Source organism: Actinoallomurus rhizosphaericola, assembly GCF_024055675.1.
Classification (GTDB): Bacteria; Actinomycetota; Actinomycetes; order Streptosporangiales; family Streptosporangiaceae; genus Actinoallomurus; species Actinoallomurus soli.
The window spans coordinates 209,104-224,032 of sequence record NZ_JAMXMW010000009.1 but is presented as its reverse complement, the minus strand read 5'-3'; the positions used below and the strand labels follow the sequence as shown (position 1 = coordinate 224,032).

15 protein-coding genes are annotated in these 14,929 nt (G+C 71.7%); 10 read left to right on the top strand and 5 right to left on the bottom strand.

Features of this window, described 5'->3' with window-relative positions:
- The first annotated feature begins 23 nt into the window (after positions 1 to 23).
- Positions 24 to 839 (top strand): helix-turn-helix domain-containing protein, encoded by an 816-nt coding sequence (locus NE234_RS21520; protein WP_252782270.1) that lies wholly within the window; start codon positions 24 to 26, stop codon positions 837 to 839.
- Here NE234_RS21520 and NE234_RS21515 read toward each other — a convergent pair.
- Together NE234_RS21515 and NE234_RS21510 are read right to left on the bottom strand one after the other, a co-directional pair.
- Complete coding sequence (locus NE234_RS21515) at positions 811 to 1,950, bottom strand: XRE family transcriptional regulator (RefSeq protein ID WP_252782269.1); 1,140 nt, start codon at positions 1,948 to 1,950, stop codon at positions 811 to 813. The genes NE234_RS21520 and NE234_RS21515 overlap by 29 nt on opposite strands.
- Positions 1,947 to 2,666, bottom strand: coding sequence for a hypothetical protein (locus NE234_RS21510; RefSeq protein ID WP_252782268.1), 720 nt, complete (start codon positions 2,664 to 2,666; stop codon positions 1,947 to 1,949). The genes NE234_RS21515 and NE234_RS21510 overlap by 4 nt, the downstream gene beginning before the upstream one ends.
- A 142-nt stretch (positions 2,667 to 2,808) precedes the next feature.
- On the opposite strand from NE234_RS21510, the gene NE234_RS21505 reads away from it, so the two are divergent.
- Positions 2,809 to 4,014 (top strand): cytochrome P450, encoded by a 1,206-nt coding sequence (locus tag NE234_RS21505; RefSeq protein WP_252782267.1) that lies wholly within the window; start codon positions 2,809 to 2,811, stop codon positions 4,012 to 4,014.
- Positions 4,015 to 4,187: 173 nt separating this feature from the next.
- Positions 4,188 to 5,327, top strand: coding sequence for a L,D-transpeptidase (locus tag NE234_RS21500; protein ID WP_252782266.1), 1,140 nt, complete (start codon positions 4,188 to 4,190; stop codon positions 5,325 to 5,327).
- A gap of 67 nt (positions 5,328 to 5,394) precedes the next feature.
- On the opposite strand, the gene NE234_RS21495 is transcribed toward NE234_RS21500, so the two are convergent.
- Positions 5,395 to 5,670, bottom strand: a complete 276-nt coding sequence (locus tag NE234_RS21495; RefSeq protein ID WP_252782265.1) for a hypothetical protein — start codon at positions 5,668 to 5,670, stop codon at positions 5,395 to 5,397.
- Positions 5,671 to 5,771: 101 nt separating this feature from the next.
- Between NE234_RS21495 and NE234_RS21490 the strand changes: the two genes are divergently transcribed.
- The 4 genes from NE234_RS21490 (at position 5,772) to NE234_RS21475 (ending at position 9,458) form a co-directional block, all read left to right on the top strand.
- Positions 5,772 to 6,251 carry a GntR family transcriptional regulator gene (locus NE234_RS21490; protein ID WP_252782264.1) on the top strand — a complete coding sequence of 160 codons (480 nt, stop codon included), beginning with the start codon at positions 5,772 to 5,774 and terminating at the stop codon, positions 6,249 to 6,251.
- Positions 6,248 to 7,159, top strand: coding sequence for an ABC transporter ATP-binding protein (locus NE234_RS21485; RefSeq protein ID WP_252782263.1), 912 nt, complete (start codon positions 6,248 to 6,250; stop codon positions 7,157 to 7,159). The genes NE234_RS21490 and NE234_RS21485 overlap by 4 nt, the downstream gene beginning before the upstream one ends.
- Complete coding sequence (locus NE234_RS21480; RefSeq protein ID WP_252782262.1) at positions 7,156 to 8,172, top strand: hypothetical protein; 1,017 nt, start codon at positions 7,156 to 7,158, stop codon at positions 8,170 to 8,172. Before NE234_RS21485 ends, NE234_RS21480 begins: the two co-directional genes overlap by 4 nt.
- Positions 8,173 to 8,252: 80 nt before the next feature.
- Positions 8,253 to 9,458: an alpha/beta hydrolase family protein gene (locus tag NE234_RS21475; RefSeq protein ID WP_252782261.1), complete on the top strand. Its 1,206-nt coding sequence runs from the start codon at positions 8,253 to 8,255 to the stop codon at positions 9,456 to 9,458.
- Positions 9,459 to 9,477: 19 nt separating this feature from the next.
- Here the strand turns inward: NE234_RS21475 and prcB are convergent, their stop codons facing one another.
- Positions 9,478 to 10,311, bottom strand: a complete 834-nt coding sequence (prcB, locus tag NE234_RS21470) for a proteasome subunit beta (protein WP_252782260.1) — start codon at positions 10,309 to 10,311, stop codon at positions 9,478 to 9,480.
- Between the two features lie 80 nt (positions 10,312 to 10,391).
- Here prcB and NE234_RS21465 point away from each other — a divergent pair, with 80 nt between their 5' ends.
- A complete protein-coding gene (locus tag NE234_RS21465) occupies positions 10,392 to 10,910 on the top strand; it encodes a MaoC family dehydratase (RefSeq protein ID WP_252782259.1) in 519 nt (172 codons plus the stop codon).
- Entirely contained in the window at positions 10,907 to 12,055 is a 1,149-nt protein-coding gene (locus tag NE234_RS21460) for a CaiB/BaiF CoA transferase family protein (RefSeq protein ID WP_252782258.1), read from the top strand. Before NE234_RS21465 ends, NE234_RS21460 begins: the two co-directional genes overlap by 4 nt.
- Positions 12,056 to 12,086: 31 nt before the next feature.
- Here NE234_RS21460 and NE234_RS21455 read toward each other — a convergent pair whose 3' ends face one another.
- Positions 12,087 to 12,740: a hypothetical protein gene (locus tag NE234_RS21455; RefSeq protein WP_252782257.1), complete on the bottom strand. Its 654-nt coding sequence runs from the start codon at positions 12,738 to 12,740 to the stop codon at positions 12,087 to 12,089.
- 134 nt (positions 12,741 to 12,874) lie between these two features.
- Between NE234_RS21455 and NE234_RS21450 the strand changes: the two genes are divergently transcribed.
- Positions 12,875 to 14,743 (top strand): cellulase family glycosylhydrolase, encoded by a 1,869-nt coding sequence (locus NE234_RS21450; RefSeq protein WP_252782256.1) that lies wholly within the window; start codon positions 12,875 to 12,877, stop codon positions 14,741 to 14,743.
- The last annotated feature ends 186 nt before the right edge of the window (positions 14,744 to 14,929 follow it).

Below are 14,929 nucleotides of genomic sequence, written 5' to 3'. Positions count from 1 at the left end.
GCGGCGTCGCCACGAATCGGCTCATGACGGGACAGGCGGGATATCCCACGCCGCTGACCAGGCCGGTCGTGGAGGAGAGGATCGACGACGGGACGGGAGACGACGTGGCGGAGCGCCGCAAGCCTCTTCAGCCACTGCCCGCGGAGCTGCCCGAGCCGGTCCGCCGGTTCACCGAGCAGATCCGCCTGCTGTACGAGCGCGTCGGATCGACGCTCGCCCGGCTCGGGAGGGACCTCAACGTCTCGGACTCCTCGCTCTCGCGCTACCTGAACGCCCAGACCCCGATGCCGGTCGACGTGCTCGACCGGCTCTGCGAACTCGCCGGCGTGCCCTCCGGTGACCGCGAGCGCCTGCGGGACCTGCGCGAGGCGGCACTGGCCGCCCGAGCGGCGAGCCCCGGGGAGGTTCGCCCGGAGAACGGCGACCGAGCGGCCTCGGAGACGGGCGCGGAGGATGAACCGGCTCCCGGCGGCACCGTCCGGCGTAGACGTGGCCGGCTGCTCGCGGTGGTCGCCGTAGCGGCCGTGGCCTTGGGCGCGGCGGCCGCCGCCGTGATCGTGGCGGTCACCGGGGACGATCGGCCGCCGCCCACCCGTACGGCGGTGCGGCAGGGCGGCTGCCGGCAGCGCCCGCAGTACCGGGTCTCGCACCGGGGCAACGTCGTGGACGCGCACGGCGCCGTCGTCGGGACCGTGTGGCCGGGCGACCTGTTCACGCGGGATGAGACGCCGGGGAATCCGGCCCGGCCGTACCGCTACTACGGCGTGGTGGTCAAGAACGGCCTGGCCGGATACGTCCTGCAGGAGCGGCTCACGTACTACCGAGCGGTCTGCGGCTGATTCCGGAGGCCGGGTCGGCGAGGGAACGGCCGGGGACGAGGAGGTCGAGGTCCGCGCGGGTGACGCCGGCGCGGTCGGCGAGCTCGTCGCGGCCGGTGCCGGAGCCGGCGACCAGCTCGACCGCCCGGGTGAGCATGGTCGGGCGTTCGAGCGGCTTGGCCGGGCCGGGCTCGCTGCGCCGCCAGCCGCGGGCGCTCATCACGCTCATCGCGTTGCGGTACGTGCTTTCCTTCATGATGCCGAGGCTGCGCGCCCGGTAAAGGAGGGCGGACATGCTGACGCCCCAGGCCGACTTCAGATCGGCGAGGCAGGCCCAGTCGGCGGTACGGGGCAGCCGGTCGGCGATGGCCGCCTCCGGCATCAGGAACTCGGCCGCGAAGCGGTGCGCCTGATCCTCGATGATCTTGCTGCCCGGTTCGGCGTCGGCGTGCATGACGAGGTGGCCGAGCTCGTGCGCGCCGTCGAAGCGGTTGCGCCAGTAGTCGCCCTTGGCCGGGTTGAACAGCACCATCGGGCGCGGGTGGGCGCCGATGCTGAACGCGTCGACGCGCTCGGTCGACGGGGGCAGGACGAGCACGATGACGCCGTGCTTCTCCAGCAGCCGTACGAGGTGCGGGATCGGCCCCGCGTCGCCGACCATCGCCTCGCGCGCCAGCCGCGCGGCCTCCACCGGCCCGGGTCCCGCGATCTCCTCCGGGGACACCGGCCGCTCGGGCAGTTCCGCGCGCGGCAGCTCGACGAGCGCCTCCAACGCGGTGACGATGTCCGCCGCGATCCGGCCGTGGGCGAGGGCCTGATCGCGCTCGATCTGCGTCGTGGACCGCAGCGACCGGAAGTGCGCGGTGTCCAGGGAGACATGGCCGCGTCCGGCGCGGAAGAACTCGACCGGCACGCCCAGCGCGAACGCCAGCCGCGACAGGGTCTTCTCCGACGGCCGGTGCACGCCGGCCTCGTACTGGCCGATGGCGGTCGGCGTCGTGCCGACGGCCTGGGCCAACTGGTTCTTGCGCATGCCGCGCAGGCGCCGCGCCAGCGTGAGCCGGTCGGCGTCGAACAGCAGCCGCGCCTCGGCGAGCCGCCGCGCGGCGTGCTCGTTGGTGTGGTCGTTCACTGGGCCGTTTCGATACTCGTCTCTCCGCCGCCCGCACGCCGACCGTGGAGCCGCAGCGGAACATCGGCCTCGTCGTCGGCCCACAGGGGCAGGGTGGAGGGCACGAGCCTACGCCGTCGGTCGGCGCCGAGGGTGTCGTCGTTCAGCTGACGGAGCCAGTGCCAGGCCGGACCGCCGTCGGCGTTCAGCCGGGGGCGGCCGAGGAACAGCTCCATCTCCAGCGGCTCCTCCGTCGCGCTGTGCGCGAGGACGAGCGTCACGACGTCGTCGGTCTCCCGTACGGGACCGAGCCCGAAGTCGAGGCTGAGCTGCGGGTCGTCGGGGAACTCCTGCCGCGCGACCACCTGCTTGGTGAAGCTCTCCCGGTCCCAGCGGATCGCCCGGACCGCGCCGAACCGGTGCCGCTTGAGCAGGATCCGGTAACGGCCGTACCGCCAGCCGGGCGAGCCGTTGAGGTCGTGGCGGGTCACCATCGCCGCGAGCGGATCGTCGTCGGCCTCATCCGGGTCCGGGGCGAACTCGCCCAGGTGGAACACCCGGTCGAGCTGGGTCTCCAGCACGTCGAAGGCACCGGTGCCGAAGGACCGCTCCTTGAACCCGGCCGCCCGGCTCATCGCGCCGAACACGGCCAGCGTCGCCTCCGTGTGCGCCTCGCGCAGCGCGTGCAGGAATCCGGCTTCGAGCAGGGTGCCCCAGGCTTCCCGATCCTCCGACATGCGTTGGACTATAGATGTTCCCAGCGCCCCACGCGCGAAAATGAAGTCCCCGGCGCGTCGGCCAACCCGAGGGGTCGGCGTCCCTGGACATGATCGACATCGCGGTTGCATGCTGAGGCGGGCGCCGAGGGGGGGGACCGCGATGACCGCTTCCGAGCACGACGAGTCCGCACCGCCGTCCTTTCCGATGGCGCGGACCTGCCCGTTCGCCCCGCCGCCCGAGTACCGGCGGATGCGCGATGAGGCGCCGCTCGTCCGTGCGACCCTGCCGAACGGCGCGCCGGTCTGGGCGGTGACCCGCCACGCCGAGGCGCGGCAGATCCTCAGCCACCCGCGGATCAGCTCGAACACCGGACGCCCCGAACGCCCGCGCGGACCCGACGACGACCGGCCCGACGACGGGTTCTTCATCGACATGGACCCGCCGGAGCACACCCGGTACCGGCGGATGCTGCTCTCGGAGCTGGGGGCGCGCCCGGTGGCCGCCATGCGGCCGCGCATCCAGCGGATCGTCGACACGGCGATCGACGAGATCCTCGCGACCGGATCGCCTGCCGACCTCGTCGACTCGTTCGCTCGCCCGGTGCCGGCGCGCGTCGTCTGCGAGCTCCTTGGCGTCCCGGCCGGCGACCACGCGTTCTTCGAGTCACGGTTGCGGATGCTCAGCGTGCTGACCTTCGACCCGCGGGCGCCCCAGGCCTCCCGCGAGCTCCGCGACCATCTGCGCGACCTCATCGGCCGCGCCGAGCGCGAGCCGCGGGACGGCCTCATCGGGCGGCTGGCCGCCCGGTACCTGCCCACCGGAGAGCTGACCACCGACGCGCTGATCAATATCGGTTTCCTGCTGCTGCTCGCGGGCTACGAGTCGCCGGCGAACATGATCTCGCTGGGCGTGGTGACGCTGCTGGAGCACCCGGCGCAGCTCGCGGCACTGCGCGCCGACTCCGGTCTGCTGCCGGGTGCGGTCGATGAGCTGCTGCGGTTCCATTCGGTGCAGGACTGGGTCAGCTTCGACCGGAGGGCGGAGGCCGACCTCGAGGTCGGCGGCGTGCGGATCCGCGCCGGCGACCGCCTGACGGTGCTGGCCGCGTCCGCCAACCGGGACGAGCGGGCGTTCGAGGATCCCGACGCGTTCGACGTCCGCCGGCCCGCGCACCACCACCTCGCCTTCGGCCACGGCGTGCACCAGTGCGTCGGTCACAACCTCGCCCGCGCCGAGCTGGAGATCGCCTACGGCGCCCTGTCGGCCCGGATCCCGACCCTGCGCCTGGCGACCGGGCTCGACGAACTGCCCTTCGCCTACGACGCCGGTCTGTTCGGCCTGCACGCCCTGCCCGTCACCTGGTGACCCGCCCCTGACCGTCTGCGAGTGGGGCCTTCTCGCCCATCCAGCGGCTTTTCTCCGAACTCGAACGCGTTTCCGGGCATCTGATGGACAGCGAGGCGAGGCGCCGCCTGTGCCTGACGCCGACCGCCCGACCTACCTGCCGGATCCCGTAGTACCTCCTGGAGCCCCCTCGAATGAAGCTCATCCTTTTGGCCGCGGCGGCCGCCCTCGCCGCCGTGACGGGTTGTTCGGCGAGCACGGCCGACACCACCGGCCGCGACGGCAGCGCCGCGTCGGACGCGACGGTGCGGATCAGCGCCGCGGGCAACGACGTCCGCCCGGACCAGGGCGTCACGGTCACCGTGTCCGGCGGCACGCTGGAGACGGTCACCGGCGTCGCCGGCGCCTTCAACGCCGACCACACCTCCTGGAAGACCGACTGGACGCTCAAGCCCGGCACGTCCTACAAGGTCACCGCCACGGCGAAGAACCGCAAGGGCAAGGTCACCACGGTCACCAGCGCGTTCCGTACGGCCAAGGCGAAGCAGACCATCGGGATCGCGGACGTGACGCCGATGCCCGGGGAGAAGGTCGGCGTCGGGATGCCCATCATCGTCGACTTCACCGGTCCGGTCGCCAACCGGGCGAACGTCGAGAAGGCGTTGCAGGTCAAGAGCGACAAGGGCGACGAAGGCGCCTGGAGCTGGGTCACGGACCGGCGGGTCGTGTACCGGACGAGGAAGTACTGGCAGGCCCACCAGAAGATCTCCTTCACCGCGCACCTGGCCGGTGTGCGGGCCGCTCGCGACACGTACGGGGTCCGTGACGTCTCCCGGACCTTCCGCATCGGCGACTCCAACGTCACCGTGGCGAACGCGAAGACCCACTACATGACCGTGAACCACGACGGCACGGTGCACAAATTCAAGATCAGCACCGGGAAGGGGAACCTGCGCTCCACCATCACGACCAGCGGGATCCATCTCACGAGGGAGAAGGCCCAGGTCGTGACCATGACGGCGACCTGCCACGGCCAGCCAGGCTGTGACGACTACCAGGAGAAGGTCCACCTGGCGGTGCGGATCACCGTGGGCGGGGAGTACGTGCATCAGAGCGTCGGTGAGTACCAGTACCTGGGCGTGTCGAACGAGAGCCACGGCTGCGTCCGCACGACTCCGGAAGGCGCCAGGTACTTCTACGACATCTCCCAGCGTGGCGACATCGTGGACGTGACCGGGACGACGCGCCCGTTCGCGGATGAGCCGTACGCCGACGACTGGAAGTTCTGGACGGTCTCCTGGAACCGGTGGCTCGCCGGCAGCGCCCTGCACTGACACCGCCCACACGTCGGTGCGCCGGCGGTGAAGACTGGTCAAGGCTTCTCGGTGAGCCCGAAGATTGTCAGCGCTGAGGCCTTACCCGGTCAGCTGACCGGAGAGGAACCGGAGGAGTATTCGGACGCCCCAGCTCCGCCACGGTTCCCGCCGCGTGCAGGAACGCGGTCAAGATCCAGCGGACCCGATGCCAGCGCAGCACAGGCCACAGCAGCAGCGCGGGAACCAGCGGAATGAAGAACGCCACCAGCGCGAACGTCCCGAGCGCGACCGCCAGGCCTCGTACCAGGACCTCGGCGACCCGCGCCGCGCGGCGGCCGGGCGATACCCACAAGAACGGCATCACACCTCACACCTCTCGTCCGACGATCGGTCGATCGGGAGGAGGTCTCTTCCGCCGGACGAGTTGACAAGACGGGGCCAAGGTCATTTAACTCAATAACTATGGATGTAGATAAAGGTGGTCCGGGCGGGGACGTCTCGCCGTCGCCGATCGAGTTCCGGCTCGACCCGGCCTCGGGGGTGCCGACCTATCTCCAGCTGGTCCACCAGGTGGAGCAGGCGCTGCGGCTGGGCCATCTCCAACAGGGCGATCAGCTGCCGAGGGTCAAGGACGTCGTCGCCGGGCTGGCCATCAACCCGAACACGGTGCTGAAGGCCTACCGGGAGCTGGAGCATCGGGGCCTGGTGGCCGGACGGCGGGGCCTCGGCACGTTCGTCGAGAGCACCCTGGACCGGGTGGGCCTGCGCGAACAGGCGGCCCTGCAGAAGAGCATGCTCGCGTGGATGCGCACCGCGAGCGAGGCCGGGCTCGACGAGGCCGGGATGAGCGCCCTGTTCACGGCCGCGTTGGACGAGCTGCGGCAGGGCGGTGCAGGCCGGACGGACGAGGACGGCGGCGGCCGCGCTGGGGTGGTCGCGTGAGCACCGCGATCGAGGCGTCCGGGCTCGGTAAGCGCTACGGCCGTACGTGGGCGCTGCGGGACTGCTCGCTGGCCATCCCGGCCGGGCACGTGGTCGGCCTGGTCGGCCCGAACGGCGCGGGCAAGACGACGCTGCTGAGCCTGGCGGCCGGGCTGGCCACGCCGACGACGGGCGAGGTACGGGTGGCGGGCGGCAGGCTCGCGGGGTCGGCCGCCGCGCTGGACGCCGTCGCCTTCGTGGCGCAGGAGGCGGCGCTCTACCGCAACCTGCCGGTGGCCGACATGCTGCGGGTGGGCCGCAGCCTGAACCGGCGCTGGGACGATGAGCCTGCTCGTGCCCGCCTGGCGGAGCTGGGCATTCCACTGGCGAAGAAGGTCGGGGCGTTGTCGGGCGGCCAGCGGTCTCAGGTGGCGCTCACCCTCGCCCTCGCCAAACGCCCGGAGCTGCTGATCCTGGACGAGCCGCTGGCCGCGCTCGACCCGATGGCGCGGCATGACTTCATGGCCGCCTTGATGGCGGCCGTGGCGGAGGACGGCGTCTCGGTGGTGTTCTCCTCCCACGTCGTCGCGGAGCTGGAACGGGTCTGCGACTACGTGGTCGTCATGCACGGCGGCCGGATTCAGGTCTGCGGTGACGCCGAGGACCTGGTGGCGGGGCATCACGTCCTGACCGGACCGGCCGATCGGGCCGATGCCGTCGCGGAACGCTTCCCGGTCGTCCGGGACCGGCGTGCCTTCGCGCAGGCGCACCTGCTGATCCGCGGCACCGATCCGGTCGCCGTGCCGCCGGGCTGGCAGCGGCAGCCGGTGGGGCTGGAGGAACTGGTGCTGGCCTACCTGCGCGAGCCTTCGGCCTCGGTGCTCGACGGCCCGAGATCCGTCCACGGCGAACAGGCGGCCTGCCGATGACGACGACCGCCTCTCCGCTTCCGGCTGGCCACAGGCCGCTGCCACGCCTCGGCGTCGCGTGGGTGACCTGGCGCCAGCACCGGTCCGCCTTCTACGGTCTGCTGGGGATGCTGGCCGGCTTCGCCGTACTGATGGTGGCCGGTGGCCTGCGGGCCCGCTCGACCTACCACCGGCTCGGCCTGGGCCGGTGCGCCTCCTTCACCGGCGACCACTGCCAGAACCTCCGCATGGAGCTGTTCGACTGGTACCCACAGCAGATCCCCTTCCTGTTCCTGCTGCTGCTCCCCGCGGCGTTCGGCGCGTTCTTCGGAGGCCCGCTGGTCGCGCGGGAGCTGGAGACGGGCACCTACCGGTTCGCCTGGACCCAGGGGGTCGGTCGCACCCGCTGGATCCTGACGAAGCTGCTGCTGATCGCCGCCGTGCTGGCCGCGGTGGCGGAGGCCTACGGCGCCCTGTACACCTGGTACAACGCGCCCCTGGACCACGTCATGCGGTTCGGTTTCAACGACTACCTCGGCTTCGAGCTCGGTGGAGTCGTCTTTCCGGTCCAGACGCTGCTGGCGTTCACGGCCGGGGTGTTCGCCGGCGTGCTGACCCGCCGCACCCTGGTCGCGGTCGGTGCGGTCTTCCTCGCCTCGTCCGGCCTCATCCTGGCGCTCGTCTTCAAGCTCCGCCGGTACTACATGACACCCCTCGTCACGGTCGGCCGGACCGGCCCGCGTGACTGGGTGGTCGGCCAGGCGTACGTGGATCCGAGCGGGCGCCTGCTCGACACCGCCGACGGCCACCTCCTGTACACGAAGTACCTGGCGCAGCTCCCGATGTCCGGCGACCCCGGTCCCTCGGTCTCGTACCGGGACTGGCTCCAGGCCCGGCACTACACCATCGTGACCAGCTACCACCCCGCCGGCCGGTTCTGGACCTTCCAGTTCATCGAGGCCGGCTGGATGAGCCTGCTCATCCTCCTGCTGGGCCTCGCCACCGTCTGGCTGGTCCGCCGCCGGATCGGCTGATCCCCGCGCTCGTCGAGTGGTACCGGACTCCCGGTCCCACCGGTGACGCACGCCCTCGCTCCCTCCCGAGAGGAATCCCGATGAAGTCACGAATCACCGACTCGGCTCGGACGCCCCGCCGGACCCGCGTGCCCGGCCTGATCGCCGCCCTGCTGGGCCTCACGACGGCGACCGCGGCCTGCGCCGTCTCACCGGCCCGGCAGGTCGCGGTCGCGCGCGCCGCTCGCTCCGCGGCCCCGCGTACGTCCGAGGTGCCGACCCTGCCCCGCCCGGCGGGCCCGTACGCCGTCGGTCGCGACATCCTGCACCTCGTCGACCGCCACCGCACCGACCCCTGGGTGCCGACGGCGGGACCGCGGCAGCTGATGGTGTCGATGTACTACCCCGCCCGGCCCGGCACCGGGGGACCGGCCCCGTACATGACCGTCGACGAGGCACGGCTGTTCCTGCGGGAGAAGGCTCCCGGCGTCGACGCCCCACCCGCCCTGCTCAGCGGCACCCGCACCTGGGCGCACACCGGCGCGCGCCCGGCACACGGCAGGTTCCCCCTGGTGGTGCTCTCTCCCGGCCTCGGGTTCCCGCGCGCGACCCTCACCGGCCTCGCCGAGGACCTGGCCGGTCGCGGCTACGTCGTCGCGCTGGTCGACCACACGTATGAGAACTCCGGCACGACCTTCCCCGACGGGCGCACCCTCGCCTGCGTCATCTGCGACGAGCCTCCCGCGGGCGGCCCTCCGGCCATCGCCCGGAGTCGGGCCGAGGACGTCTCCTTCGTGCTCGACCGGCTGACCGGCCACCACCCGGCATGGCGCCACGCCGGCCTGATCGACCCCCGGCGCATCGGCATGGCCGGGCACTCGATCGGCGGGGACGCCACCGCCACGACCATGGCCACCGACCACCGGGTGGACGCCGGGGTGAACATGGACGGCACCTTCTACGCGCAGGTCCCGGCCGGCGGCCTGGCCCGCCGCCCGTTCCTGATGTTCGGCGCCGAGCACGAGGCCCCGGGCATCGACGACACCTGGGGACAGGCGTGGCGCAACCTGAACGGCTGGAAGCGCTGGCTGACCGTCACCGGCTCCGACCACGGCACCTTCACCGACCTGCCCATCCTCGCCGCGTGGGTGGGCAGGCCCGGGACCGGGATCTCCCCGCAGCGCGCGGAGGAGATCACCCGTGCGTACGTCGGCGCCTTCTTCGACCTGCACCTCAAAGGCGTCCGGCAGCCCCTGCTCGACGGCCCCTCACCGGCGAACCCGGAGGTCGTCTTCCAGCACCCGTGAGCACGCCGGCGCGGGCGGTTCAGCGCAGGGGCGCGGTGGGGCCGCCGGGGGAGTCGTGGCGGGCGGCGACGACCGACTCGGCGACCGAGCGGACCTCGTCCTCCGGCAGGCTCCGGTACCCGTCCTCGGTGACGACCGCGACGGTCGGGAAGATGCGCCGGGTCAGGTCCGGGCCGCCGGTGGCCGAGTCGTCGTCCGCCGCGTCGTACAGCGCCTGGACGGCCGCGACGACGGCGTCCTCCTGGGACATCCCGCGCCGGTACAGCTTCTTCAGCGCGCCCCGCGCGTACGGCGAGCCGGACCCGTCGGCGTGGAAGTCCTTCATCTCGTACGGGCCGCCGGTGACGTCGAACGAGTAGATCCGGCCGGCCCCCTGGTCGAGGTCGTAACCCGCGAACAACGGGACGACCACGAGCCCCTGCATGGCCGCGCCGAGGTTGCCCTGGACGAGCGCGGCCAGCCGGCGGGCCTTGCCGTCGAGCGACAGCCGCCGGCCCTCGATCTTCTCGTAGTGCGCCAGCTCGAACTGGAAGAGACGGACCATCTCGATCGCGGTGCCCACGGTCCCGGCGAACGCGACCGCGGAGTACTCGTCGGCGTAGTTCACCTTCTCCAGGTCGCGCTGCGCGATGAGGTTGCCCATCGTGGCCCGGCGGTCGCCGGCCATCAGCACGCCGCCCTCGAAGGTCAGCGCCAGGATCGTGGTCCCGTGCGGGAGGTCGAGCCCGGCGGCCGACTCACGGACGTGTTCCGCGGGCAGCGCCTCGGGCGCGACCTCGGCGAGCAACTGCCGGAACGACGCGTTGGTGGTGCTGAGGAACGCCGGAGGGAGACCCTGCGAGAAATCGACCATCTGCGCCCGCTTCCGATCAACGACAAGTGCCTCGCATATCGTACGATCTTCGCTTCCGGCCGCCACCTAGACTTGTGCCCATGACGTGGCGTGGCAGGTACTACGAGGACTTCACGCTCGGGGACGTCTACTACCACCCGCTCGGCAGGACGGTCACGACGACCGACAACATGTGGTTCACCCTGCTCACGCAGAACACCGCGATGGTGCACGTGGACCACCACTACGCGGCGCGGACCGAGTTCGGGCGCCCGCTGGTCGACTCCACGTTCACCCTCGCCCTCATCACCGGCCAGTCCGTCACCGACGTCTCGCAGAACGTCATGGCGAACCTCGGCTGGGACGACGTACGGCTGCCGGCGCCCGTCTTCGAGGGCGACACGCTGTACTCGCGGTCGAAGGTCATCGCGCTCCGCGAGTCCCGCTCCCGGCCGAACGTCGGCGTCGTCACCGTGGCCACCGAGGGCTTCAACCAGAACGGCGTCATCGTCTGCTCGTTCAAGCGGACGCTGCTGGTCTACAAGCGCGACCACGCCCCGCACCCGCCGGTGTCGCGCCCGCCCGAGGACTCCCTCCCGCCGGTGCAGGACCAGGCATGACGGACGCGCTCCCGCTGGACGGCGTCACCGTCGTCGCGCTCGAACAGGCCGTCGCCGCGCCCTTCGCCACCCGGCAGCTCGCCGACCTCGGCGCGCGCGTCATCAAGATCGAACGCCCCGGCGGCGGGGACTTCGCCCGCGGGTTCGACGAGACCGTGCGCGGGATGTCCAGCCACTTCGTCTGGCTGAACCGCGGCAAGGAGTCGGTGGTCCTCGACGTCAAGGACCCGGCGGGACGGGCGCTCCTGCACCGGATGGCCGACCGCGCGGACGTGCTCGTGCAGAACCTCGCCCCCGGCGCCGCCGAGCGCCTCGGCCTGGTCCCCGCCGACCTGCGCCGCCGCAATTCCCGGCTGATCACCTGCGGCATCTCCGGGTACGGCGACAGCGGCCCGTACCGTGACAAGAAGGCCTACGACCTGCTCGTCCAGTGCGAGACGGGGGTCCTGTCCGTGACGGGGACCCCCGGCGAGCCGGTGAAGGCCGGCATCTCCGTCGCCGACATCGCCGCCGGAATGTACGCCTACAGCGGCATTCTCACCGCGCTGTACGAGCGGGAGCGCACCGGAGAGGGTACGGACCTGTCGGTCGCCATGCTCGAGGCGCTGGGCGAGTGGATGGGCTACCCGTACTACTACGCCGCGTACGGCGGCGCGGCCCCGCCGCGTACGGGTGCGGAGCACTCGACGATCGCGCCGTACGGACCGCACCGGACGGGGGACGGCGGGCAGGTCTTCGTCGGGGTGCAGAACGAACGCGAGTGGGCCGCGCTGTGTGAGCACGTCCTGCGCCGGCCCGAGCTCGCGACGGACGAGCGCTTCACCCGCAACTCGCTGCGGGTCGAGCACCGGGAGGAGCTGACCGCCCTCATCGAGGAGGCGTTCGCCGACGCGACCGCCGAGGAGGCGGTCCGCCGGCTCGACGAGGCCGGTATCGCAAACGCCCGGCTGCGCACGATGGAGGAGTTCGCCGCGCATCCGCAGCTCGCCGCGCGGGACCGGTGGCGGCGGGTCGGGTCCCCGATGGGACCGCTCGACGCCCTCCTCCCGCCGGTGACGGTGGCCGGCCGCGAGCCGCGCATGGGGGCCGTCCCGGCCCTCGGCGAGCACACCGCCGCCGTCGTCGCCGAGTTCGGCGAGCCCTGACGAACGCCCGCGGGGCGGCGAACCCCCTCCGTCAGAGCGCGTGGATGGTCGCGCCGATGGCGCTGAACGGCGTCTTCGTCCCCTTCTTGGCGGTCATCGTGATGAAGCAGACCTTCCCGCTGTCGCCGGTGATCTGGTACTGCACGCCGACCGTCATGACGGTCCCCACCTTGCGGTAGTAGGTCGTCTTGTGCCCGGACTGGCCGCCGACGGTGACGTTCTGGGAGACGATGTGCTGACCGCCGATCTGCTGCAGCTGCGCCTTCGACTGTGCCGCGGAGGGGGCGGTGCCCGCCTGGCAGAACCCGTTGAGGTTGGCGGCGAACCGCACGGTCTGCGCCGACTTCGGGTCGAGCACGAGGACGGCGTTGTTCGCCTTCAGGGTCGTGATCATCTGCTTGGCGGCGGCCGGCGAGGTGCCGCTCTTCACGAGAGCCGCGCGGGCCTTGGACAGCTCGTTGAGGTTCAACGGTTTCCAGCTCTTCGGCACGCCGGCCGTGAAGCCGTTCTTCGTACCGCCGATCCTCCGGAAGCCGGCCGGCAGTTCCGGCGCCGCGGCCGCCTTGGTCTTGCGGGCCGTCGCCGACTTGGACCCCTTGTCGCCGGAGTCCCCGGAGCCTCCCGAGCATCCGGCCAGCACGAGGCCGGAACACAGCACTCCGACCGCCAACGTACGCGTCCTCATGTTTTCACCTGTTCAGTCCGGATTTGCGCGGATTTGAGCGCATCGGGCGAGAGAACCTATCAGGACGGCCATTGCCGAGGCGCGGCGGTCGTCGGACAGTGGAAGGCCCCGCCTGCCAGAAAGGGTCGCGCGCCATGCCCCGGGTGTCCTTCGCGTCGGTTCGTGCCGGAAAAGCGCTCACCGTGACCCTCACCGTGGCGGCGGCCGTCGCCGTTCCCGTGGCGCAGGCCAGGGCGGTGGGGAGCCCGGCCGTCGTGGTCGCGCCGTCGGGAGGGAACTGGGTGTTCCGTGACGGCGACGGGCGCCAGGTGACCCTGCGCGGCTTCAACGTCTCCGGCAGCGCGAAGCTGCAGGAGAACGGCCTGCTGCCGTTCCGCAGCACGGCCGACGCGGCCAGGTCGGCGCAGGCGATGCGGGACCTGACCGGCGCGAACGCCGTCCGGTTCCTGATCAGCTGGGAGGGCGTGCAGCCCGCGCCCGACCGGATCGACCAGTCCTACCTGGACAAGGCGATCCAGCAGATCACGGCCTTCACCGACCGCGGGTTCCGCGTCCTGCTCGACTACCACCAGGACCTGTACTCCTCGCACCTGTTCAACAGCGGCAGCTGGTACACCGGCGACGGCGCCCCCGACTGGGTGATCAAGGCCGGGAACTACCCCGAGGAGTCCTGCGGGATCTGCCTCGTGTGGGGCCAGAACATGCAGACCAACACCGCCGTACGGCAGGCGGCCCACGACTTCTGGCACGACCGTACGCTGACCACGGCGAGCGGGCCGGTGGGTGTGCAGGACGCCTTCCTCGCTCAGGCCTCCGCCGCCATGACGTACCTGCGGCAGAAGCTGCCGGCGCAGGCGTTCGGGGACATCGTCGGCGTCGACCCGTTCAACGAGCCCTTCGACGGCGGGCTGGACGGACAGACCGGCCTGGACTGGGAGAAGACCTACCTCCTGCCCTTCTATCAGCGGTTCCGTACGGCGATGGACGACGCGGGGTGGGCGGACAAGACGGCCTTCGTCGAGCCGCTGGTCTTCTGGAACACCGGGTTCTTCGAGCAGGGCGGCCTGTCGTCGGCGGGCCCGCTGGGCACCCGGATGGCGTTCAACAGCCACTACTACGACGGTGCCCGGATCACCGTCGACCCGACGCCCGCCGGCGACGGCACGTACGACACCGCGATGAACGAGATCCGGCAGCGGGCCACGGACCTGAGGACCGCTCCGCTCGTTTCGGAGTTCGGCAACAGGCTGTCCGGGACGGGCAGCGACCGCACGCCGTGGATGGTCCGCGCGATGTACCAGGCCATGGACTACGGCGTGGCCGGCAGGAACTGGTGGGACTCCGCCGCGAGCGGCGGCCCGGTCCTGTCGGGAACCCAGTGGCACTGGGACGTCTACAGCGGGAACCACCACGAGTTGATGAACGGCAACCCCGACAAGGTGCAGACCGCCGGGGACGGGTGGAACGGCGAGGACTTCTCCGTCGTGAACACCGACACCGCCGGGAACGCCGCCCTACGGCTCGACCCGCGCGTCCTGGACCGGCTGTACCCCTCCGCCGTGGCCGGCGACGCGCTCGCCTTCGCGTACGAGGACCTGGCTCCCGACGGTGCCGGGCGGCGGCAGGCCTGGCTGACCGTCCCGTCCTCGCTGCCGAACCTCGCCGCCCTCGTCCAGGACCGCCAGTACGGCGTGCTCGTCTGGCGCGGGACGTCGGGCGGCGCCGCCACCGAGCTGCACCTGCCCCGGTCGTTCGCCCCGGCGGGCACCACCGTCGTCAGCGACCTCGGCACGGTCACCGGCGTCCCCTCCTCCGGAGCCGTCAAGGTGGCCGACGAGACCGGCTCGACCACGGCCCACCGGCTCGTCCTCACCGCGCCCGCCGGCATCCACGTCGCCCTGGTCGTGAACACGGCGAGCGGCACCCCGGTCACCGCGGACCAGCGCGCCGCCGCCACCACCGAACTGGCGTCCTGGCGCACCCGCCTGTTCCCTGCCGGCTGACCCACCGGCGGATTTTCTGACCGTGAGTGCCTGACCGATAGCGGTCGGCGACATTCGCGTACGGCGGCGGTAAGGGAAGGCTGTCGCGCGCGGGGGGTGTCCGGCCGAGAGAGACCGACCATACGATCCGTATCGGATCGATCACCTAAAGTGATCATCTGTGCGAGGTCAATTCTCCGTCTCAGC

Bases quoted from the DNA above. Each gene is read 5' to 3' on its own strand.
- NE234_RS21520 (WP_252782270.1), top strand. From the start codon at position 24: ATGACGGGACAGGCGGGATATCCCACGCCGCTGACCAGGCCGGTCGTG.
- NE234_RS21510 (WP_252782268.1), bottom strand. From the start codon at position 2,666: ATGTCGGAGGATCGGGAAGCCTGGGGCACCCTGCTCGAAGCCGGATTC.
- NE234_RS21505 (WP_252782267.1), top strand. From the start codon at position 2,809: ATGACCGCTTCCGAGCACGACGAGTCCGCACCGCCGTCCTTTCCGATG.
- NE234_RS21500 (WP_252782266.1), top strand. From the start codon at position 4,188: ATGAAGCTCATCCTTTTGGCCGCGGCGGCCGCCCTCGCCGCCGTGACG.
- NE234_RS21495 (WP_252782265.1), bottom strand. From the start codon at position 5,670: ATGCCGTTCTTGTGGGTATCGCCCGGCCGCCGCGCGGCGCGGGTCGCC.
- NE234_RS21490 (WP_252782264.1), top strand. From the start codon at position 5,772: ATGGATGTAGATAAAGGTGGTCCGGGCGGGGACGTCTCGCCGTCGCCG.
- NE234_RS21480 (WP_252782262.1), top strand. From the start codon at position 7,156: ATGACGACGACCGCCTCTCCGCTTCCGGCTGGCCACAGGCCGCTGCCA.
- NE234_RS21475 (WP_252782261.1), top strand. From the start codon at position 8,253: ATGAAGTCACGAATCACCGACTCGGCTCGGACGCCCCGCCGGACCCGC.
- prcB (WP_252782260.1), bottom strand. From the start codon at position 10,311: ATGGTCGATTTCTCGCAGGGTCTCCCTCCGGCGTTCCTCAGCACCACC.
- NE234_RS21465 (WP_252782259.1), top strand. From the start codon at position 10,392: ATGACGTGGCGTGGCAGGTACTACGAGGACTTCACGCTCGGGGACGTC.
- NE234_RS21460 (WP_252782258.1), top strand. From the start codon at position 10,907: ATGACGGACGCGCTCCCGCTGGACGGCGTCACCGTCGTCGCGCTCGAA.
- NE234_RS21455 (WP_252782257.1), bottom strand. From the start codon at position 12,740: ATGAGGACGCGTACGTTGGCGGTCGGAGTGCTGTGTTCCGGCCTCGTG.
- NE234_RS21450 (WP_252782256.1), top strand. From the start codon at position 12,875: ATGCCCCGGGTGTCCTTCGCGTCGGTTCGTGCCGGAAAAGCGCTCACC.